Source organism: Streptomyces sp. NPDC002209, assembly GCF_042890265.1.
Lineage (GTDB): Bacteria > Actinomycetota > Actinomycetes > Streptomycetales > Streptomycetaceae > Streptomyces.
On record NZ_JBIARX010000008.1, the window covers coordinates 264,006 to 284,887 of the forward strand.

Genomic DNA, 20,882 nt, shown 5'->3' on the forward strand with positions numbered 1-20,882 from the left:
CGGCGACCTCATGACCGAGGAAGGTCCGCTGACCACGGGCCGTCGCCGCCCCAAGCGCCTGCGCAGGCTTCTGATCGGCGGTGCGCTGGCGTTCACGCTCGCCGCCGGCGGCGGCGCTGCGGCGTACAAATACGGGCTCTTCTCGGACATAGGGGATCCGGTCTCCTTCGGGAAGGTGCAGGAGTCGGCCGCGGCCGAGGACATCCGGCAGGGGGTGAGCATGCCGACCGGGCCGAAGTCCGAGTTCGTCCGGACCTACCGGCTGCCCGACGGCACGCAGATCGGCCGGACCACCCTGACCGGCGCGAAGTCGGGGTTCACCGGCGACGTGTGGGTGTGGGTCCCCAAGGAGTACGACGAGCCGAGGTACGCCAAGAGCGCCTTCCCGGTTCTGATCTCCCTGCCCGGCGGCCGGGGCTACCCCACGAACTACTGGGGGACGGGACCCGGCCTCGGCCTCGAGAAGGCCGTGAGCGACGGGGCGAAGGCGGGTACGAGCCTGCCCTTCATCCTGATCATGCCGGTGCACAACGCGGACACCAAGCACCACTTCGACGCCTCGGACATCCCCGGCGAGCCCAAGATGGGCACCTGGATGGCCGAGGACGTCCCGGATTTCACGAAGGCCAATTTCCGGACCTTCACCTCCCGGGACGGATGGGCCTTCATGGGCTCCTCGGCGGGCGGATTCGGTGCCTTCAAGCACGTCCTGAAGTATCCCGACCGGTTCAAGGCGGCCATCGCGAGCGGGGTCGACATCGTCCCCGATTCCCCGCTGTGGAAGGGGAACACGCAGGCCATGGACGAGAACAACCCCGAGAAGCTCGCCGAGAAGCTGATCAAGGAGGGTGGTCCGGACGTGTATATCAACTTCCAGATCGGCACCAAGGAGAACGGCCGCGAGAAGGCCGAGAGATTCATGAAGGAGTACGGAAAGGGTCCCGTGCACACCAAGCTCCAGGTGATCCAGGATGGTGAGCACAACGGAAAGTCGTACGTACGCGGTATGAGGGAGGGCGCTCTGGAGTGGATCAGCAAGGTCATGCTCGCACCGACCCCCGACCCCGGCGTGCGATGAACGCAGTCGTCAAGGGTGCGTCGGCGGCGGCCGCCGCCGGGGTGGCGGCGGTGCTGGCCGTCGGCTTCCTCAGGGCGACGGACGTGGACGCGCACGCGGTGCACGCCTTCCCCGGCGTCGGCGTGCTCATGGCGAACGGGGAGCACTGGTGCACGGCGAGCGTCGTCGACAGCCCCAAGGGCACGGTCGTCGCGACCGCCGCGCATTGTGTGGCCCCGGCCGGCGAGGACGGTGAGCCCGGCGCGGTCGCCCCCGACGGCCGGGCCATCGGCGACCTCTCCTTCGCCCCCGCCTTCACCGGGGAGGGCGCGGGCCGCCAGCCCCTCGGGGTGTGGAAGGTCCGCGCGGTCCACGTGGACGAGCGCTGGACCAGATGGGGCGAGGACACCGCCGACTTCGCCTTCCTCAGCATCGAGCCGGACGAGGACGGCCGCACCGTGCAGCAGGCGGTCGGCGGCGCGGAGGAGGCCCCGAAGCCCGACTGGACCTCCGGGTACGAGCGCGAGGTGACGGTCGTCGGCTATCCGGAGTCGGACCGCAACCCGCAGAACAAGCCCATCTCCTGCACCACGCAGACCGGCCACGACCAGGAGGACCCCGCGATGCTGTACATCAGCTGCGCGGGCTTCTGGTCCGGCACCAGCGGCAGCCCCTGGATCGCCGACCGGGGCGGTCCGGGCAGCCCGGGGCGGCTGATCGGGGTGCTGAGCGGCGGGGAGACGGACGTGGACTCCACGGCAGCCCTGTTCGACGAGAAGGCCAAGGCGCTGTACGAGCAGGCCGCGCGGGACTGAGCCCGGCCCCGGACCCGGCCCCGGACACCGCTGCCGTCTGCGCTCGGTGCCGACGATCACGCACACCGCCGCGACGACCGCACCGCCGACCGGGGTCGTTTGCGCGTACACGCTTCCCGGGGCTCAGCCCTTGAGCAGGGCGTTCAGCTCCCCGTACGGGAGGGAGGAGTCGAGCGCGGTGTACGTGCCGCCCGCGATCAGCTCCTCGGCGGCGCGGCGGACCACGTCGTACGCGGCCGACGCGACCCAGGAGCCGAGGCTGACGCGGGCGACGCCGAGGGCGCCGAGCTCGGCGACGGACGGGGCGCCGGGGCCCACGAGGACGTTGAGCGGCGCGTCGATGCCCTTGACCAGTTCGGTGACGGTGGCCGGGTCGGTGACACCGGGGACGAAGATGCCGGTGGCGCCCGCGCGGAGGTAGGCGGCGGCGCGGGCCAGGGTCTCGTCGAGGCGGTTCGCCTCCTCCCCGAGGCCGAAGAGGAACGTGTCGATGCGGGCGTTGATGTACAGCGGGACCCCGGCGGTGTCGGCGGCGGCGCGGGCCGCGGCCACCCGCTCCGCGTGGTCGGCGGCGGCCCGGGTGCCGTCCTCGATGTTGATGCCGACCGCGCCGGCGGCGAGCACCCCGGTGACCGTCTCGGCGACCCCGGCGGGGTCGGAGCCGAAGCCGCCCTCGATGTCGGCCGTCACCGGGACGGAGACGGCAGCGGCCACGCGGGCGACGAGGTCGAGGGCGCGGTCGCGGGTCAGGGCGTCCCCGTCGGGCGCGCCGAGGGACCAGGCGACGCCGGCGCTGGTGGTGGCGACGGCGGGGGCGCCGGCGGCCTCGACGAGGCGGGCGCTGACGACGTCCCAGGCGTTGGCCAGGGCCAGCGGCGCGGTGGGGGTGTGGAGGGCCGCGAAGCGGCGGGCGAGATCAACGGTGGTGGTCATGGGCCCAGTTCAGCAGACCGGACCCGGCCCCGGCTGGCGATTTTCCGACGTGTACGGGGCGGTGCGGCGCCGCATGCGGGGGCTCCGACCCGGCCCCTCCGGGGGACCCCCCTACCCCTCACAGGCCGTCGGCGCCGGACTTCAGGCCTGCTCCGCACAGGGGGAGGACCGCCGTGCGGCCCTGGAGGGGGTCGGTGGGGGCGAGCGGGCCCACCGCCGCCCAGCAGGCCGCCGCCGTCGGCTCCACGAAGAGCCCGCGCTGCGCCAGGTCCCGCCGGGCCGCGCGCAGGGCCGGCTCCGGGACCGTCAGGAAGGTGCCGCCGGACTTGCGGACCGCCGCCAGGATCTGGCGGGCCCGCGGTGGGGCCGGGATCGCGATGCCCTCGGCCAGGGTGGGCCGCTGCTGCACCGGGTCGGCGTCCTGCGCGCCCGCCGCGAAGGCGGTGGCCAGCGGGGACACCGCCTCCGCCTGCACCGCGATCAGCGCCGGCGGCTTCACCCCGCGCCGGGCCAGCTCCTCGACCGCGAGCGCCGCCCCCAGCAGCAGGGTGCCGTTCCCGACGGGGACGACGAGGGTCTCGGGGAGCCGGCCGCCGAGCTCCTCCCACACCTCGTACGCGTACGTCTTCGTGCCGTGCAGGAAGTACGGGTTGAAGACGTGGCTCGCGTAGAAGACCCCCGGGAGGTCGGCCGCCTCCCGGGCCGCCACCGCCGTCGCCTCCCGGCCGCCCGGTACGACGCGGACCGCCGCCCCGTGCGCCCGCATCTGCTCCGTCTTCTTCTCCGAGGTGCCCTCGGGCACGAAAACTTCACACTTCAGCCCGGCCCGCGCGCAGTACGCGGCCACGGCCGTCCCCGCGTTCCCGCTGCTGTCCGCGACCACCCGCTCCGGAGCCAGCCGCCGGGCGAGCTCCGCGAGCATCACCGCGCCGCGGTCCTTGAACGACAGCGTCGGCATCAGGAAGTCGAGCTTGGCGTGAATCCGCTCCCCGAGCGGGACCAGCGGGGTGTTCCCCTCCGACAGCGTCACGGAGAACGCCCCCGGCAGCGGCAGCACCGAACCGAAACGCCAGAGCGAGTTGGGTCCGGCGGCCGGTTCGAGCGGACTGGCCGGATCCGGCGCGAAGTCGAGGTCCCACGGTCCACCGCAGAGCGGGCAGCACCAGGGCGCCGTCCGGGCATCCGCGCGCGTGGCGTCTTCGGGGCAGACGTAGCCGGGGAGTGCGTGCGTCATGTGCGGAGCGCCTTTGCTCATTCATGGCCGTTGTATGGCACGGATGTTACGCGTTCGCCGTCCTCTTGTGGTGGGGCGAACGCGTGGGTCAACCTTTTGGAGGCGGCAGCCCGGCAGACCCCGAAAGGGTTGTCATGCCCATGTCTTTCTGTCGCCTCACCCCCCGCAATGCACCACCTATGAGGAGGACCCCTCACATGTCCGTGATGCGTCACACCCGCCGGAAACTCGCCGGCATCAGCGCGACCGCCGTCGTGGCCCTCGCGCTCGGCGCGGCCGCCGCGTTACCCGCCTCCGCGGCCGACAACGGCCCCCAGGGCGTCATCGAGAACGCCGGTGCCCCCGGCTCGGTCGCCGGCAGCTACATCGTGACCCTGAAGGACTCGGCCGCCCGTTCCACCGCCGACAGCGGCAAGGCCGTCGCCCGGCGCCACGGCGCGACGATCGGCAGGACCTACAGCGCCGCCCTCAACGGCTACTCCGTCAAGGTCTCCGAGGCGCAGGCGAAGAAGCTCGCCGCCGACCCGGCGGTCAAGTCCGTGGTGCAGAACCGGACGTTCACCGTCGACGACGCCCAGGGCACCCAGCCCAGCCCGCCGTCCTGGGGCCTGGACCGCATCGACCAGCACCCGCTCCCGCTCGACAACAGCTACACCTACCCGGACAAGGCCGGCGAGGGCGTCACCGCGTACATCATCGACACCGGCGTGCGCATCAGTCACACCGAGTTCGGCGGGCGCGCCTCCTACGGCTTCGACGCCATCGACAACGACAACACCGCCCAGGACGGCCACGGCCACGGCACGCACGTCGCCGGCACCGTCGCGGGCAACTCGTACGGCGTGGCCAAGAAGGCCAAGATCGTCGGTGTCCGCGTCCTCGACAACAACGGCTCCGGGACGACGGAACAGGTCGTCGCCGGCATCGACTGGGTGACCCAGCACGCCGTCAAGCCGGCCGTGGCGAACATGTCGCTCGGCGGCGGCGCCGACTCCGCGCTCGACACCGCCGTCCGCAACTCCATAGCCTCCGGCATCACCTACGGCGTCGCCGCGGGCAACGAGTCCACGGACGCGAGCAGCAAGTCCCCGGCGCGCGTCGCCGAGGCCATCACGGTCGGCGCCACCACCAGCACCGACGCCAAGGCCAGCTACTCCAACTACGGCTCCATCCTGGACATCTTCGCCCCCGGCTCCTCCATCACCTCCTCGTGGGGCACCGGCGACACCGCCACCAACACCATCTCGGGCACCTCGATGGCCACGCCGCACGTCGTGGGCGCGGCGGCGCTGTACCTCTCCCAGAACCCGGCGAGCACCCCGGCGCAGGTCCGCGACGGCCTGGTGGCCGCGGCCACCCCGAACGTGGTGTCCGGTCCGGGCTCCGGCTCCCCGAACCGCCTGCTCTACGTGGGCGGCGGCACCACCCCGCCGAACCCGGGCACCCGCTTCGAGAACACCGCGGACTACGCGATCAACGACAACGCCACCGTCGAATCGCCGGTCACCGTCAGCGGGGTCCAGGGCAACGCCCCGGCGGCGCTGAGCGTTTCGGTCGACATCAAGCACACGTACATCGGTGACCTGAAGGTCGACCTGGTCGCCCCCGACGGCTCGGTGTACAACCTGCACAACCGCAGCGGCGGCAGCGCGGACAACATCATCAAGTCCTTCACCGTCAACGCCTCTTCGGAGGTCGCCAACGGCGTGTGGAAGCTGCGCGTGAACGACAACGCCAACATCGACACCGGCAAGATCGACTCCTGGGCGCTCCAGTTCTGACCCACCGGGGGTGAACACGGCCTGATGCCGTGGTGAACTGCGGGGGCGACCGTCACGGCGGTCGCCCCCGATGCGTACTATTTCGCGCATTCGTTCGCGCCCCCTGTGATGGAGCCCCACGCCCCGTGAGCACCCCGCCCCCGCCCTACTGGCCCGCTCCGCCTGCGAAGCCGGCGTACGGGGAGCCCGCCCTCAACGGCTTCGCGCTCGCGTCGCTGCTGGTCGGGCTGTTGTGCCTGCCGCCGCTCGGGGTCGTGTTCGGGATCGTGGCGCTCGTCCAGATCGCGCGGAAGGGGGAGCGGGGCAGGGCGCTCGCGATCACGGGTCTGGCGGTGTCGCTCGCGATGACCGCCGTCGTCGTCCTCGCCGCGGACCGGGCGGCGGAGCGGCTGTTCGACCGGCTGGACACGCTCCAGCGGTTCGAGGGCGTCGAGGGCGAGTTGACCGCCATGGACGACATGCGCGCGGGCGACTGCTTCAACGTCCCCGGCGGGGACCTGCTCGACGAGAGCCCGCTCATCTACCGGATCGCGTGCACCGAGGTGCACGAGGGCGAGATCACCTCCACGACGCGGCTCGACGACACGGTGTCCCCGGGCGGGCCCGAGCTGAAGAAGACCGCCACGGACGCGTGCTGGAAGGCGCAGGACGCGTACGCGATGGACTCGTGGGCGCTGCCCTCGTACGCGGAGATGTTCTACTTCGCGCCCTCGCGCGAAGCGTGGGGCGGCGGCGACCGGCGGCTGCTCTGCGTCATCGGCACGGCGGAGCGGGCGCACCGCGGCAGCCTGCGCAAGGACGCCGGGACGCTGAAGCCGGAGCAGGTGGCCTTCCTGCGCGTGATGAACGAGGCCGACCTGGCGCTGGGGGGCGGGCCGGAGGAGGACCTCGACGAGGCGCTGCCGCAGTACCGGGACTGGGCCCGCGAGGTCGACCGGGCGCTGGCCGCGGAGGCGGGGCTGCTGGACGGGGTGAAGGGCCGGCCGGAACTGGCCGGGCCGGCGCGGGCGCAGCTCAGGGAGGTCGAGGCGGCGCGGGCGGCGTGGCAGCGGGCGGCGAAGGCGACGAAGCCGGCCGAGTTCAAGGACGCGTGGGACGCGGCCTCGGGTGCCCTGTCCGTGGACACGGAGAAGGCGCTGCGCGGGGCGTACGGGCTCTCGACGCGTGTGCCGGACTGGCTCGCGGGACCGTCGGGCTCCCCGGACGGCGATGCGGGCAGCGGATCGGACGGCGCGTCGGACGGGTCCTCTTCGGCCTCGGTGTGAGGAGCCGTCGAGGATAGCGTGAGGTAACGCGCGGTAACGGGTTTCAGTGACCTGGCTTCATCACTTCGGGTGAAACTCTGGCCCTTGCTTGCGGTCTACAACCGTCGGTTGCCAGGGTGTAGCTGTCTGTCAACCTGATGGGAGTGGCCAGTGACTTTCGGTGAGCAGCCGGCCTATCTGCGCGTCGCCGGGGATCTGCGACGGAAGATCGTCGATGGGTCCCTGCCCCCGCACGCCCGGCTCCCCTCGCAGGCGCGGATCCGCGAGGAGTACGGGGTCTCCGACACCGTGGCGCTGGAGGCGCGCAAGGTCCTCATGGCGGAAGGGCTGGTCGAGGGCCGGTCCGGGTCGGGTACGTACGTACGGGAGCAGCCCGTGCCGAGACGGGTCGCCCGCTCGGGATACCGCACGGGCGGGACGTCGACGCCCTTCCGGCAGGAGCAGGCCGAGGCGGGCGCCCGGGGCACCTGGGAGTCCAGCAGCGAGCAGACGGCCGCACCGGCGGAGATCGCCAAACGGCTCGGCATCGAGCCCGGCGAGCGGGTGATGCGGACGCGGTACGTGTTCCGCGACGCGGGGGAGGCGATGATGCTGTCGACCTCCTGGGAGCCGCTCGCGGTCACGGGCCGGACGCCGGTGATGCTGCCGGAGGAGGGGCCGCTCGGGGGCTCGGGGGTCGTCGACCGGATGGCCGCGATCGACGTCGTCGTGGACAACGTGGTGGAGGAGGTCGGGGCGCGGCCCGGCCTGGCCGAGGAGATCATGCTGCTGGGCGGGGTCCCGGGCCATGTGGTCCTGGTGATCGGCCGCACGTACTTCGCGTCCGGGCTGGCGGTCGAGACCGCCGACGTGGTGGTCCCGGCGGACCGCTACCGCCTGTCGTACCACCTGCCGGTCCGGTGAGCGGACGGGGCGTGCCCGGGCGTTAACAGGGCGGTGATGCGGGAGCGCGGGGCGTAACCCCCGGGCAATGTCCACGTGTGACGGGGTGTCACAGACCGGACCTACCGTCCGGCGGTATGACCGACACCGCCGCCGCCAAGGCCGCCACACCCGGGCCCGCCTCCGGGCCCCGCCGGAGCTACGCGAAACTCGCCGCCGACGAGAGCCGCGAGGACTACTCGCTGCGGTACGCGCCCCACTCGTTCCGCCGCTGGAGCCCCGCCACCGTCGCGGGCACGGCGCTCGGCGGGATCGCCTACCTCGCCGACTTCGCCATCGGTGCCTCGATCGTCTTCGCGTACGGGTTCACCAGCGGACTGGCCGCGATCCTGACCGCCGCCGCCGTCATCTTCCTGACCGGCATCCCCATCGCCCGGGCGTGCGCCACGTACGGGCTGGACATGGACCTGATCACCAGGGGCGCCGGTTTCGGCTACTTCGGGTCCACCCTCACCTCCCTCATCTACGCCTCCTTCACCTTCATCTTCTTCGCCCTCGAAGGCTCGATCATGGCTCAGGCCATGCACCAGGCGATGGGGCTCCCCGTCGAGATCGGGTACCTCGTCACGACGCTCATCGTGATCCCGATCGTGTTCAAGGGCATGGGCGCGCTCGCCAAGGTGCAGGCGTGGACCCAGCCCGTCTGGCTGATCGGCCTGGTGCTGCCGTTCCTCGTGCTCGCCTTCCACGCCCCGGACGCCTGGGGTGCGTTCACGCACTTCGGCGGCACCGAGGGCGCCGGGGCCGGCTTCTCCTGGACGGGGTTCGGCTTCGGGACCGGCATCGCCCTCTCGCTCATCGCCCAGATCGGAGAACAGGCCGACTACCTGCGGTTCATGCCGGCCAAGACCGCGGCCAACAGCCGCACATGGAAGACCGCGGTGCTCGCCGCGGGCCCCGGCTGGGTGATCATCGGGGCCGCCAAACAGCTCGGCGGCGCCTTCCTCGCCTTCGCGGCCCTCGAAACGGTCGGCAAGACGCACGCCCTGGAGCCGATCGCCCCGCAGATCGAAGCCCTGCGCCCGTGGCTCGGCTCCTTCGCGCTGCCCGCCGCCGCGCTCTTCGTGATCGTCTCCCAGGTGAAGATCAACGTCACCAACGCCTACAGCGGCTCGCTGTCCTGGTCGAACTTCTTCTCCCGCATCACCCACCGCCACCCCGGCCGGGTCTGGTACATCTTCCTCAACCTCGCCATCGCGCTGACGCTGATGGAGCTCGACATGTTCGCGATGCTCGGCAAGCTGCTCGGCTTCTACTCCAACGTCGGCATCGCGTGGATCGCCGCCGTCGCCGCAGACCTCGTGATCAACAAGCGGCTCGGACTCAGCCCGCCGTACATCGAGTTCAAGCGGGCGTACCTCTACGCCGTCAACCCGGCGGGTTTCGGCGCAATGGTGATCGCCTCCACCGTCTCGATCCTCGCCTTCTTCGGACTGTTCGGCCCCTACGCCGAGGCGTTCTCCACCTTCATCGCGGCCGGACTCGCCCTCGCCCTGTGCCCTTTGATCGCCTGGGCGACCGGAGGGAAGTACTACCTGGCCAGGCCGAACACCGTCATGGGGACCTCCCGGGCCGAAGGCTCCGGGGGAGGGCCGGGAGCGCAGGCCCTGGACGTCACCGCCACCCACACCTGCTCCGTGTGCGAAACGGCCTACGAACTCCCCGACATCGCCGACTGCCCCGTGCAGTCGGGGCCGATCTGCTCCCTGTGCTGCTCCCTCGACGCCGCCTGCGGTGACGTCTGCCGCAAGGCGCCGCAGGGAGGTGCGGTGGTGTTGCCGATGCCCACGGTGCGCCGGTTCTGAACCGGCGTACACGGCCCTGTCGTACGCATGGCCGGATGCGTACGCCTGTGAGGTACCTCTTCGTGAAAAACCGTATCCGCTCCGTAAAGGTCGGGCGTAAGGTCGGGCATATGCGCAATGCGGTTTCCCGGGCAGGTACATCGGCGGAGGGTGAAACGCGATGAACGACAGCGGTGCCCTGCTCCCATGGCTGGTCATACGTCAGGACGACAACGGCAACCGCTACCGGGTGGGCCGGTACCCCACCCGGGCCGAGGCCCAGAAGGTCGTCGACAGCCTCGAAGACAGGGGCCACAAGCAGCTGTACTGGGTCGAGCGGATCGGTCAGACCGCCACGACGAACTGAGCATCCCCGCGTTGACATAGGCTCCGCCCCATGACGGTACGAGTGGTCGTGGGCGGAGCCCTTTGTCATGAGGGCCGCCTGCTGGCCGCCCGCCGCAGCGCACCCCCGGAGCTGGCCGGACGCTGGGAGCTGCCGGGCGGGAAGGCCGAGCCGGGCGAGTCCGTCCCCGAGGCGCTCGTGCGCGAACTGCGCGAGGAGCTCGGCGTGGAGGCCGAACCGCTGGACCGGATCCCGGGGGAGTGGCTGCTCAGGCCCGGGCTCGTCCTGCACGTGTGGACCGCCCGGCTGCTGTCCGGGGACCCCGCGCCGCTGGAGGACCACGACGAGCTGCGCTGGCTCGGACCCGAGGAGCTGGACTCGGTGGACTGGCTCGACCAGGACCGGCCGGCGGTCGCCGAGGCCGGACGCCGGCTGCGCGCCGAGCGCGACGAGCAGCACGGCAGGTCGCACGGGGGCGCGTGACGCGCGTGCACTGGGCCGTCTGCGCCACAGTGCGCCGGTGCGTGAAGGATCGGGTGGTACGACGCCTCGAATATCGGGTATGTCGCTATTAGTCCCAATCGTGTACTGCCCCTCGTGGCTCTGTCCCTGATGAATCGGACTGGGGTCGTTGCCGGCCCGGGAAGTGATCGGCGTGATCGACACAGACGGTGAATGCGCCGAGTGGGCCTTCCCCGCCGAACCCGGCGCCGTCCGCACCGCCCGGCACGCCGTACGTGGCACGCTCGGATCCTGGGGTCTGGACTCCGTCGGCGACGTCACCGTCCTGCTGGTCAGCGAGCTGGTCACCAATTCGCTGAGGTACGCCTCCGGCCCCATCGGCGTCCGCCTGGTGCGGCGCAATCCGGCCAGCGGAAGTGTGACGGGGGGTGCCGCCCTGCTCGTGGAGGTTTCCGATCCGCTTCCGGATCCGCCCCGTGAACGGGTCGCGCAGCCGGACGACGAGGGCGGCCGGGGTCTTCACCTGGTGGCGTCCTCCGCGCAGCGCTGGGGGACGCGGCACGGGAAATCGGGCAAGACCGTGTGGTTCGAGTTGGCACTTCCTGGTGAGTAACAAGGTGAAGGATGGCCGACGATCACACGGCATGGCTCGAAATAGTCGGGACCTTTTTGTGATCGTGAACGCCGTGCCGTGCAGGGCCGTGGTGCTGAATACTTCGGTCATGGCCGGTCCGGTTGCGGTGAGCTGGAGGGGACGGTCGCGTGAGCGAGATACCTGCGCAGGCACATCAGGCCCGTGTGCCCGGGGAGACATGGCATGACTCCCTGTGGCACAGCAGCCCGCCTGGCTCGATATATGACTACATAAAGGTCGCGTCCTTCTCCATCGGACCCGACGGGCTCATCGACCAGTGGAGCCTGCGCGCCGAGGAACTGTTCGGGCTGACCGCCGCACAGGCCGTGGGCCGCGACCCGGTGGACGCCTTCATGCCGCCGGAGCTGCGCGCCGGCGGGCACCGCAGGGTGTCCGAGATCCTCGACGGCAAGGAATGGACCGGCCTCGTCCCCTTCCGGATCCCCGGCGGGAACGGTGCGCACGGCGTGGCCGAGATCTATGTGATGCCCACCCAGACCGAGACCGCCGAGCGGGCCGCACTGTGCGTCGTGGTCGACGTACGCGCGCTGCGCCGGATCGAATCCGATCTCGCCGCCTCGCAGGCGATATTCGGCCAATCTCCTTTCGGCTTCCTGCTCTTCGGTACGGACCTCACCGTGCAGCGGGCCAACCGCCGTTTCGCGACCGTCTTCGGCGGGGCCGTCGAGGAGCACCGCGGCCGCACCGTCCACGACTACCTGCCGCCCCAGGAGGCCGACCGGATGGCCGAGGCACTGCGGCGGGTCCTGGAGACCGGCGAATCCGTCACCGACCTCCAGATCACCGGCGCCGCCCCCGGCAGCCGGGAACACCGCCACTGGTCCATCAACCTCTACCGCGTCCACGGCGGCACCGGCCGCCCCATCGGCGTCGCGGGCCTGGGCACCGACGTCACCCGCCGCCACCTCGCCGCCCGCGAGGCCGCCGGGGTCCGGCGCAATCTCGCCCTGCTCAACGAGGCCGGGCACCGCATCGGGAACTCCCTCGACCTCGAGACCACCGCCCGCGAACTGCTGGACGTGACCGTCCCGGGCTTCTGCGACCTCGCCGCCGTCGACCTCTACCAGGGGCTGCTCCTCGGCGACGACGACCGGCCCGCCCGGCCGCAGGGCCCGGGCGTGCCCTCACTGCCGCCCGGGCTGGGCGCCGGCCGGGCGCCCTCCGCCCCGCTGCGGCGCGTCGCCTTCGCCTCGGCCGTGTCGGACGCCCCGCTGTCGGGTCCGGGCGCGCTGGTCTCCGTAGGGGAGATCCACCGCTACCCGGCGGCCTCGCCGGGCGCACTCGCCCTGCGGACCGCGCGCCCGCGGCTGATCGAGGGCGGCGGACCGGACGACCTCGTACAGTCGACGCTCGTCGTACCGATGGTCGCCCACGACACCGTCGTCGGGCTCGCCCAGTTCTCCCGTACGAAGGGCAGCGAGCCCTTCGGGGAACGGGACCGGGCGGTGGCCGTGGAACTCGCCGCCCGGGCGGCCGTCTGCATCGACAACGCCCGCCTCTACCGGCGCGAGCACGAGCGGGCGCTGATACTGCAGCGCAGCCTGCTGCCGCCCGGGGACCCCGAGGCGGCCGGCCTGGACATCGCCTGCCGGTACCTGCCGGGGAACGCGGCCACCGAGGTCGGCGGGGACTGGTTCGACGTCATCGAGCTGCCCGGGCACCGCACGGCGCTCGTCGTCGGCGACGTCATGGGCCGCGGGCTGCGGGCGGCCGTCGCGATGGGCGAACTGCGCACCGCCGTACGGACCCTGGCGCTGCTGGACCTGGAACCGGCCGAGGTGCTCAGCGCGCTGGACGAGATCGCCCGCGGGCTCGGCGCGCCCGGCGGCTCCCAGCAGGCCTCCCGGGCGGCCCTGTACTCGCGGGACGCGGACCGCTCCGAGGTGTACCTCGCGACCTGCGTGTACGCCGTCTACGACCCGGTGACCCGGCGCTGCACCATCGCCAACGCCGGCCACATGCCGCCGGTCCTGGTGGAACCGGCGGAACCGGGCGCCCCGCCGCGCCCCGCCCTGCTGCTGGAGGTGCCGCCCGGGATGCCGCTGGGCGTGGGCGGGGAGCCGTTCGAGGAGGTGGAGGTGGACCTCCCGGAGGGCGCCCTGCTGGCCCTGTACACGGACGGGCTGGTCGAATCGCGGGACCATCCGCTCGAGGAGGGGCTGCGGGGGCTGCGGGACGCGCTGTCCGACCCGGTGCGGCCGCTGGAGGACGTGTGCGACCACGTGCTGAACACGCTGGACACGCGGCACGGTGAGGACGACATCGCGCTGCTGATGGCGCGGGTGCAGGGGCTGCCGGTGGAAGCGGTGGGGGACTGGCAGCTGCCGCGCGAGGCGCGGTCGGTGGGCCGGGCGCGCGAGCTGGCACGGGCGAAACTGCCGGCCTGGGGGCTGGAGGGGCTGCTCGACACCACCGAGCTGCTGGTGAGCGAGCTGGTGACGAACGCCCTGCGGTACGGGGAGGGCGAGATCCGGCTGCGGCTGCTGCTCGACCGCACCCTGGTCTGCGAGGTCTGGGACGGGAACCTGGTGCAGCCGCGGCGGCGCCGGGCCCGGGACACGGACGAGGGCGGGCGGGGGCTGCAGCTGGTCGGCCTGCTGTCGGCGGGCTGGGGCACGCGCCGCACCCACCGGGGGAAGACGGTCTGGTTCGAGCTCCCCCTCCCGGGCGCGGCGGCCCAGGCCGTCTCCGAACTCTCGGCGGAGCAGCTGCTGAGCATGTACGGCTGACCGCGGGCGGGGCGGGTCCCGCTGCGCGCAGAGGCTCGGCGCAGCGGTTTCGTCAGGCGGCCCTGCCGGACTTCAGGGCTGCCAGGCGGGCCTCGATCTCCGAGGACGTGCCGAGGTCGTCCAGTGCCTCGAACTGGGCGTCCAGGGAGGACGCCGCCAGTTCCTGCCGGCCCAGGGCCCTGGCCTCCTCCCGGCGGACCTTGTCCTCGAAGCGGGCGATGTCGCTCGTCGGGTCCATGACGTCGATGCTCTTCACCGCGTCCAGCATGGTGTTCTGCGCCTGCGCGGTCTTCGCCCGGGCCACCAGCTCGTCCCGCTTGGCCGTCAGCCCGGTCAGCTTGTCCTTCATCGCGTCCAGCCCGGACTTGAGCTTGTCCACGACCTCCGTCTGCGCGGCGATCGTCGGCTCCGCCGTCTTCGCCTCCTGCTCCGACCGGAGCTGGCGGCCGAGGGCGACCTTGGCCAGGTTGTCGAACCGGTCCGCGTCCGCCGCCGCCCCCGACGCCCGCAGCCCGTCCGCCTTCCTGCTCGCCGCGAGCGCCTTGGCGCCCCATTCCGCGGCCGCCTCCACGTCCTCCTTGTGGTCCGCCTCCAGCATCCGCAGATTGCCGATCGTGGTGGCGACCGCCTGCTCCGCCTCCGTGATGTTGGCCGAGTAGTCGCGGATCAGCTGGTCCAGCATCTTCTGCGGATCCTCCGCCTGGTCCAGCAGCGCGTTGATGTTCGCCTTCGCGAGCTGGGTGACGCGGCCGAGGATGGTCTGCTTGCTCATCGGTGACCTTTCACGGGGTGAGGGAGAGTGGATCAGAAGCGGCCGCCGCCGCCCATGCGGCCGCGGGTGCCGCCGCCGCCGAAGGAGCCGGGGCCCGGTCCGCCGCCCCCGAAGCCCCCGCCGCCGAAGGAGCCGCCGAAGCCCCCGCCCCCGCGGCCGCCGCGCAGGATCTCGCCCAGGATGATCCCGCCGAGGACCGCGCCGCCCATGCCGCCCTGCTGCCGCTGCCCGCCGCCGTACGGGTTCTGGTAGGCCCGTACGTCCTGCTCGGCCAGCTGCTGCGCCTGCCGCGCCAGCCCGTCCGCCTGCTGCGCCTGCGCCAGCGCGGCCGCCGGGTCCGAGCCCGCCAGGGCCGCCGACCGCTCCATGCGCCGCTGCGCCTCCGCCAGCCGGGTGCGCGCCTGGCTGCCGACCGCGCCACGGCTCGTGGTGATGTAGTCCGCCGCCGCGCCGATCGCGCTGCGCGCCGAGAGCACCGCCTGGTCCAGCAGGGCGGCCGCCCGCCGGCTGCCCGCCTCGCGCTCCCGGGCCCCGGCCAGCGCCTCGTCGAGGACGGCATCGGCTTCCTCGACCCGGCGCAGGGCGTCGATCGGGTCGTACCGGCCGGCCTCCTGCGCCCGCCGCACGTCGGCCAGGACCGCCTCCGCCCGGCCGATGCGGCCGCGCAGATCCGCCGTGGAGACCCCTTCCGCGGTGCCGGTCAGCAGGCCGCGGGCATCGGCGAGGTCGGTCTGCGTCTCCGTGAGCGCCCCGGGCAGCTTCCCGGCGGCCTCCGCCAGCTCCTGCGCCCGCCGCTCCACCGCATCGACCAGCGTCGCCGCCTGGTCCACCGCACTCTCGGCCGCCCGTACGTGCACGGCGGCCTTCCCGTTGTCGCCGCCCTCGAGCGCCGCCCGGGCCTCGCCGAGGCCGGCCGTCGCGAACAGCAGCCGGTCCTCGGCCTGTTCGGCGTTGGAGGCCACCGGCGCGGACGCCGAGTCCGCGTAGCGCCCGGCCAGCGCGGTCAAGGTGGCCTCGGCCGTCGTCGTACGGCCCGTCAGGTCCCGCACGTGCGCCTCCACCGTCGCCACGGCCCGAGGGGCGTTCTTCTCCAGGTCCCGCAGCCGGTCGAAGTCCGCCGACTCGGCGTCGAGCCGCCGGTTCGCCTCCGTACAGCGGGCCACGATCTCGTCCAGCATCCGCCGCCGGGTGGGGTCGTCCTCGGGCTGCGCGTCGTCGAGCTGCTGGCGCAGCCGGAACGCGGCCGTCAGCTCGCTCTGCGCGAAGGCCAGGGCCTCGGTGAACGTGCCGACCGCCGCGTCGCCGAACTGCGCGGAGGCGAAGCCGAGCTCCTCGGTGCTGGTGCGGATCGCGTCGTCGGTCTCCACCAGCAGGGCCCCGGCCTTGGCGTCCAGCTCGGGCAGCGGCAGGGCGGTCGTGGTCGCGGGCTGCCGGCCCCAGCCCGTCGTGCCGCCGCCGCGGGCGCCGCCCTTGCGCTTGCGGCGGCTGTACGCGTACGCCCCGAGGGCGCCGGCCGCGCCGACGACGACCACCGGGAGCACGTAGTCCCCGGCCCCGTTGCCCTCGCCCGCGCCGCCGCCGGGGTTCGCCACGCCGGGGGTGACGGACGGCACGGGTACGGGCTTCCCGGCGAGCACGGCGCCGTACCCGTCGGCGGCGCCGATCGCCGCGCCCGCCCAGTCGTTCTGCCTCAGCGCGGGCTCGATGGCCGTACGGGCGACCTCCGCGAGCTGCTCCTGGGTGAACCCGGAGTCGACATCGGCCGAATAGGCGTACTGGCGCGCCCCGGTCGCCACCGCCAGCAGCACGTCGTCCTGGCCGAGGCCGTTCTTCTGCGCGGTGGCGTCCGCCCAGCTCTGCGCGGAGCGCCCGGAGAAATCGTGCACGTACGTCACGAACAGCTGGATGCGGTGGCCGGCGTACAGCTCGTCCAGCGCGGCGGTGACGGCGGCCTTGCGGTCGCCGAGGGCGCCGACGCGGTCGGTGATCTGCCCCTGCTGCGACAGCGTGACGGGATCCTCGGCCCGGGCGGCCGGTGCCCCCGCCACCCCCCAGCCGCCGAGCCCCAGCAGCGCGGCGGCCAGCACGAGCCCGACCCGTGCGCACGTCCCGGCGGCGGTGCGTCGTCGCTTCGGCGGAGTCACATTCCGGAGGCTATGACCACACCCCGGCCACCGCGACCGGAGCCGGTGCCGCCCCGGTCAGGGCAGGGCCACCGCCTCCAGCTCCGGGCGGGCCAGGACGAGCTGCTCGCCGATCAGCAGGATGCTCCCGCGGGTGGCCGCAGGCTCCTCCCACCGGCGGCGCGGCTTGCCCGTCGCCGGGTCCAGGACCGCGACGGAGGCTTCCGCGGGGCGGTTCAGCAGGCCGCGACGGCCGCCCGGACCGAACCTGACGTACAGCCCGCCGGGTCGCAGGCCCAGCAGTTCGACCGTGCCCCCCGGGGCGTCCCGCCGGGTCAGCCGCTGCCAGCGCAGCGCACCGGTCTCCGCGTCGAGTGCGAACACCAGGTCCCCCCGGCCCGGGCTGTACGCCGTCCCGTACACCGCTCCGCCCTCGGCCAGCAGCCGCTCCGGCACGCCCGGGGCGAACCGCCACAGCTCCCGGCCGGTTCCGCTGTCGAGGGCGCGTACGTGATCGCCGTCCACCAGGTGCACGGGCTGCAGGCCGGGCGTCCGCTCGAAGGCCTCGGAGCCGCGGAGTCGAGACCACATCCGCTCCCCGCTCGACAGGTGCAGGGCCTCGATCCGTCGCTCACCCGTCAGGACCACGCAGCCACCCACGACGGTCCGCAGCCGGGTGGAGTCCGGCTGCGCATGCCACAGGAACTCGCCCGTCGCCGCGCGCCGCGCGGTCAGGTCGCCGCCGGCCTCGTGCAGCAGCACCGGCCCCGCGGGGTGCAGCCGACCCCTCTGCGGCAGGTCGCGCCACCAGCGCACCCGCCCGTCGCGCGGCTCCCGCGCCACCAGGCGTGCCCTCGGCTCGCCGTCCCGGTGTACGCGGACGTACACCGTGGCGGCGTCCGCGGCGCAGCCCACCCCCACCTGCCCGTCCCCGGGCAGCGGAGGCTCCGGGACCCCCTCGTCGGCGAACGCCGTCCAGCGGATCGCACCGCTCGAGGCATGTACGAGGCCCACCTCGGCCCCGGTCCGCCACACCACGCCGTCGCCGGCCGCCCACAGGGCCTCGGGACGGACGCTGACGTCGTGCCACTGCCGCTGCCCGGGGGGCGCGGGCGCGGGCGCCGACCGCGACGGGGCCTCCGTACGGATGGCGGCGAAGGCCCCGGGCGGCAGGGGAGTACCCGCGTCGGCCGCCGCCTCCGGCAGCCAGGGCAGCCGCCCCGTCGGCAGGCACTCCCGGGCGGTCTCGGCCAGCGCCAGCGCCCGCTGCGCCGGCGCCGGCAGACTCCGGGCCCGGTCCGCGCGGGCCTGCGCCCGCGCCCGGTCCAGGGGCTCCCGGGCGGCCTGCGCGACCCGGGCACGGGCCGACTCGAGCGCGGCGAGCGTGTGCCCGGCCTTCTCGTCGGCGGAGGCCTCCGTCCGGCCGTGCAGCAGCCCGTCGGCCCGGCTGCGCAGCTCGTCCGCCTCCGCCGGCCGCCACTGCCCCTCGAGCCGGTCGGCCTCCTCCCGCAGCCACGCCGCACGCTCCTCCAAGACCCGGGGCAGCTCCTCCTCCGCCTGCTCCAGGGCGTGGGCCGCACCCGCCGGATCCCCGGCCGCGGCCCGGTCCTGGGCCAGCTGGCACAGCACGAGCAGCCGGCCGCCGGCCGAGCCGATGCGCTCGCTCAGCCGCACAGCCGCAGGCAGGTCCCGCGGGGCGAGGGCGACGACCAGGTCGTACGTGGCGGCCGCGCGCAGGCCCGGGTCCTCGATCCCGGCGAGCCGCCGCTCGGCCTCCTCGGGCCGGTCCGCGGCGAGGGCCGCCCCGATCCTGGCCCGGAGCCCGCCGCGCGCCGGGCGTCCGCGGAAGTGGTACCCGGCGATCCGGGAGGCCTGCTCGGGGGCCACCTTGACCAGTTCCTCGGCGAGCGCACGCAGCTGCCCCTCCCGCCGGGCGCCGAACACCGTGAACAGCGCCTGCTGCGCATCGGTCAGCAGCCGCCGGGCCCGCGCCGGGGCCTGCGCCGAGGTGGCACCGGCCAGTTCGGTCAGCAGCCGCGCCGCCCCGGCCCCGTCGCCCGCGCCGCCGGCCCAGGCCGCGAGCTCGGCATCCGCCAGGAGCCGTCCGGCGAGGCCCGCGTCGAAGCGGGCCGCGGCGTCGGCGGCCACGGCCAGCACCTCGATGCGGGCCTCCCCGACGACGGGCCCGGCCCGGAGCGCCTCCTCGGCCTCGAGGAGCAGCGCCCGTACGAACTCCTGCACGGCGGGCGGGAGGGCCGCTCCCGCGCCGGAATCCCCGACCACGGGCTCGGGCCCGCCGTCGGGATCGGATCCGGACGCGGCGTCCGCCGGAGGCCGGCCGGGGACCCCGACCGCATCCCCGAGGCCGTCCCGCACGCCCTCCCGCCACCAGGCACCCCCGCCCGGGGCCCTGTCCCAGGCTCCCGCCGCCGCCCCGCTCCCGGTCCCGGCCGCCGTCCCGGTCCCGGCCGCCGTCCCGGCTTTCGCCGCCGGGCCCGCTCCGGCCCGGACGCCGGTCTGCGGCTCGGCCCCGGCTTCCGCCGCCCCGGCCTCTGGCGCAGCCCCCGTCCCGCCTTTCGCCGCGGGGTCCGCTCCGGGCCGGACGCCGGTCTGCGGCTCGGCCCCGATCCGGTGGGCCGCAGCCCCGGTCCCGGGCGCAGCCCCTGCCGCAGTGGCCCGCCCGCCCCCGGGCGCAGCCACGGTCCTGGCCGGGGCCGCAGCCTCGGCCCGGGCCTCCCGCGCAGCCCCCGCCCCGGGCCCCGGCTCAGGTCCGGTCCCGGCGTCTGCCGCCGCCCCGGGCCCAGCCTCCGCCGCCGCCCCGGTGCCGGGGTCGGCCCCGGCCCCGGCCCCGGGCGCAGCCTCGGTCCCGGCCCGGGCCGCGGCCCCCGTCCCGGCTTCCGCCGCGGGCCGGGCTTGCGCCCCGGCCCCGGTCCCGGGCGCAGCACCCTGCGCTGTCCGGCTCCCGGCTCGAGCCATGACCGCACCGTCCGGCGCAGCCCCGGCCGCGGTCGCCACGTCGAGCCCGGTCTCCGGCGCGGGGCCGAAACCCGGCCCGGGGGCGGCCGGTCGTGCCGGCATACGGTCCGCCGAAGGCGCAGGCCGGGCCCCGCGCAGGCCCCGCAGGGTCTTGCCCACCGCCTGCGCCGACTCCGGCCGCCCCGCCGGGTCCTTCGCGAGCAGCGCCCGGACCAGCCGGTCCAGCTCCGCGGGGACCGGCGCACCGACCTCGCGCAGCGGGAGCGGCGGCTCCTCGATGTGCCGGCGCATCAGGACGTACGGCCCCTCGGTCTGGCCGAACGGCGGCGCCCCGCTCAGCAGCGCGTACAGCACGCACCCCAGCGCGTACAGATCGCACCGGGCACCCACCCGCTCGCCCCGCCACTGCTCCGGCGCCATGTACGCGGGCGTGCCGAACATCCGGCCCGTGACCGTCCAGCCCGCCGTCGCGTCCGCGGAGTACGCGATGCCGAAGTCGCAGATCTTGAGCCGCCGGCCCGGCAGCAGGAAGAGGTTGGCGGGCTTCAGGTCCCGGTGGACCACCGACTGCTCGTGCGCGGCGGCCAGGGCCTCCGCCGTCTGCGCGGCCAGGTCGACCGCGAGGTCCACCGCGAGTCCGCCGTCCCGCGCCAGCACCGTGGCCAGGTCCTCGCCGGCCAGCAGCTCCATCACGATGAACAGGCGCCCGTCCTGCTGCCCCACGTCGTGCACCACCGTGATCCCCGGGTGCTGGAGCCGCGCCCCGATCGTGGCCTCGCGTCTGAAACGGGCGACCACCTCGTCGTTCGTGGCCGCCTCCAGCAGCACCTTGACCGCCACGGAGCGGTCCAGCGCCAGGTCGTGCCCGCGCCACACCTCGCCCATGCCGCCCTGGCCCAGCCGCCGGTCCAGCCGGTACCGGCCGGCCAGCAGATCCCCCACCTGCACCGCAGAGCCCCCTGACATCACGTCATGCGACGTTTTCCCAGGGGGCATTGTGTCCTGCGA

15 protein-coding genes are annotated in these 20,882 nt (G+C 74.0%); 10 read left to right on the forward strand and 5 right to left on the reverse strand.

Annotated elements, in window-relative coordinates; genetic code table 11:
• Positions 1–10 precede the first annotated feature (10 nt).
• Both ACFYXK_RS18640 and ACFYXK_RS18645 read left to right on the forward strand, forming a co-directional pair.
• Positions 11–1,078, forward strand: a complete 1,068-nt coding sequence (locus ACFYXK_RS18640; protein WP_389412061.1) for an alpha/beta hydrolase — start codon at positions 11–13, stop codon at positions 1,076–1,078.
• Positions 1,075–1,872, forward strand: coding sequence for a trypsin-like serine peptidase (locus tag ACFYXK_RS18645; RefSeq protein ID WP_389412062.1), 798 nt, complete (start codon positions 1,075–1,077; stop codon positions 1,870–1,872). The genes ACFYXK_RS18640 and ACFYXK_RS18645 overlap by 4 nt, the downstream gene beginning before the upstream one ends.
• A gap of 123 nt (positions 1,873–1,995) precedes the next feature.
• Here ACFYXK_RS18645 and ACFYXK_RS18650 read toward each other — a convergent pair whose 3' ends face one another.
• Positions 1,996–2,805 (reverse strand): isocitrate lyase/phosphoenolpyruvate mutase family protein, encoded by an 810-nt coding sequence (locus ACFYXK_RS18650; protein WP_389412063.1) that lies wholly within the window; start codon positions 2,803–2,805, stop codon positions 1,996–1,998.
• A 118-nt stretch (positions 2,806–2,923) separates the two neighbouring features.
• Positions 2,924–4,039 carry a threonine synthase gene (locus ACFYXK_RS18655; RefSeq protein WP_389412064.1) on the reverse strand — a complete coding sequence of 372 codons (1,116 nt, stop codon included), beginning with the start codon at positions 4,037–4,039 and terminating at the stop codon, positions 2,924–2,926.
• A gap of 197 nt (positions 4,040–4,236) precedes the next feature.
• On the opposite strand from ACFYXK_RS18655, the gene ACFYXK_RS18660 reads away from it, so the two are divergent.
• The 8 genes from ACFYXK_RS18660 to ACFYXK_RS18695 all read left to right on the forward strand — a co-directional run bounded on the left by ACFYXK_RS18660 (position 4,237) and on the right by ACFYXK_RS18695 (position 14,003).
• Entirely contained in the window at positions 4,237–5,820 is a 1,584-nt protein-coding gene (locus tag ACFYXK_RS18660; RefSeq protein WP_389412065.1) for a S8 family peptidase, read from the forward strand.
• A gap of 125 nt (positions 5,821–5,945) precedes the next feature.
• Entirely contained in the window at positions 5,946–7,085 is a 1,140-nt protein-coding gene (locus ACFYXK_RS18665; RefSeq protein WP_389412066.1) for a DUF4190 domain-containing protein, read from the forward strand.
• 150 nt (positions 7,086–7,235) lie between these two features.
• Positions 7,236–7,988 carry a GntR family transcriptional regulator gene (locus ACFYXK_RS18670; protein ID WP_389412067.1) on the forward strand — a complete coding sequence of 251 codons (753 nt, stop codon included), beginning with the start codon at positions 7,236–7,238 and terminating at the stop codon, positions 7,986–7,988.
• A 116-nt stretch (positions 7,989–8,104) separates the two neighbouring features.
• A complete protein-coding gene (locus ACFYXK_RS18675; protein ID WP_389412068.1) occupies positions 8,105–9,832 on the forward strand; it encodes a purine-cytosine permease family protein in 1,728 nt (575 codons plus the stop codon).
• A 160-nt stretch (positions 9,833–9,992) separates the two neighbouring features.
• Positions 9,993–10,178, forward strand: a complete 186-nt coding sequence (locus tag ACFYXK_RS18680; RefSeq protein WP_383504957.1) for an SPOR domain-containing protein — start codon at positions 9,993–9,995, stop codon at positions 10,176–10,178.
• Between the two features lie 30 nt (positions 10,179–10,208).
• Positions 10,209–10,640 carry a (deoxy)nucleoside triphosphate pyrophosphohydrolase gene (locus tag ACFYXK_RS18685; protein WP_389412069.1) on the forward strand — a complete coding sequence of 144 codons (432 nt, stop codon included), beginning with the start codon at positions 10,209–10,211 and terminating at the stop codon, positions 10,638–10,640.
• A 163-nt stretch (positions 10,641–10,803) separates the two neighbouring features.
• Positions 10,804–11,232 (forward strand): ATP-binding protein, encoded by a 429-nt coding sequence (locus ACFYXK_RS18690; RefSeq protein ID WP_383505770.1) that lies wholly within the window; start codon positions 10,804–10,806, stop codon positions 11,230–11,232.
• 158 nt (positions 11,233–11,390) lie between these two features.
• Positions 11,391–14,003 carry a SpoIIE family protein phosphatase gene (locus ACFYXK_RS18695; RefSeq protein ID WP_389412120.1) on the forward strand — a complete coding sequence of 871 codons (2,613 nt, stop codon included), beginning with the start codon at positions 11,391–11,393 and terminating at the stop codon, positions 14,001–14,003.
• Between the two features lie 52 nt (positions 14,004–14,055).
• Here ACFYXK_RS18695 and ACFYXK_RS18700 read toward each other — a convergent pair whose 3' ends face one another.
• Genes ACFYXK_RS18700 through ACFYXK_RS18710 form a run of 3 tightly spaced genes read right to left on the reverse strand, consistent with a single transcriptional unit; the run spans position 14,056 to position 20,840 of the window.
• A complete protein-coding gene (locus ACFYXK_RS18700; protein WP_389412070.1) occupies positions 14,056–14,775 on the reverse strand; it encodes a PspA/IM30 family protein in 720 nt (239 codons plus the stop codon).
• A 32-nt stretch (positions 14,776–14,807) separates the two neighbouring features.
• Positions 14,808–16,919 (reverse strand): TPM domain-containing protein, encoded by a 2,112-nt coding sequence (locus ACFYXK_RS18705; protein ID WP_389412071.1) that lies wholly within the window; start codon positions 16,917–16,919, stop codon positions 14,808–14,810.
• 57 nt (positions 16,920–16,976) lie between these two features.
• Positions 16,977–20,840, reverse strand: a complete 3,864-nt coding sequence (locus ACFYXK_RS18710) for a protein kinase (protein WP_389412072.1) — start codon at positions 20,838–20,840, stop codon at positions 16,977–16,979.
• Between the last annotated feature and the right edge of the window lie 42 nt (positions 20,841–20,882).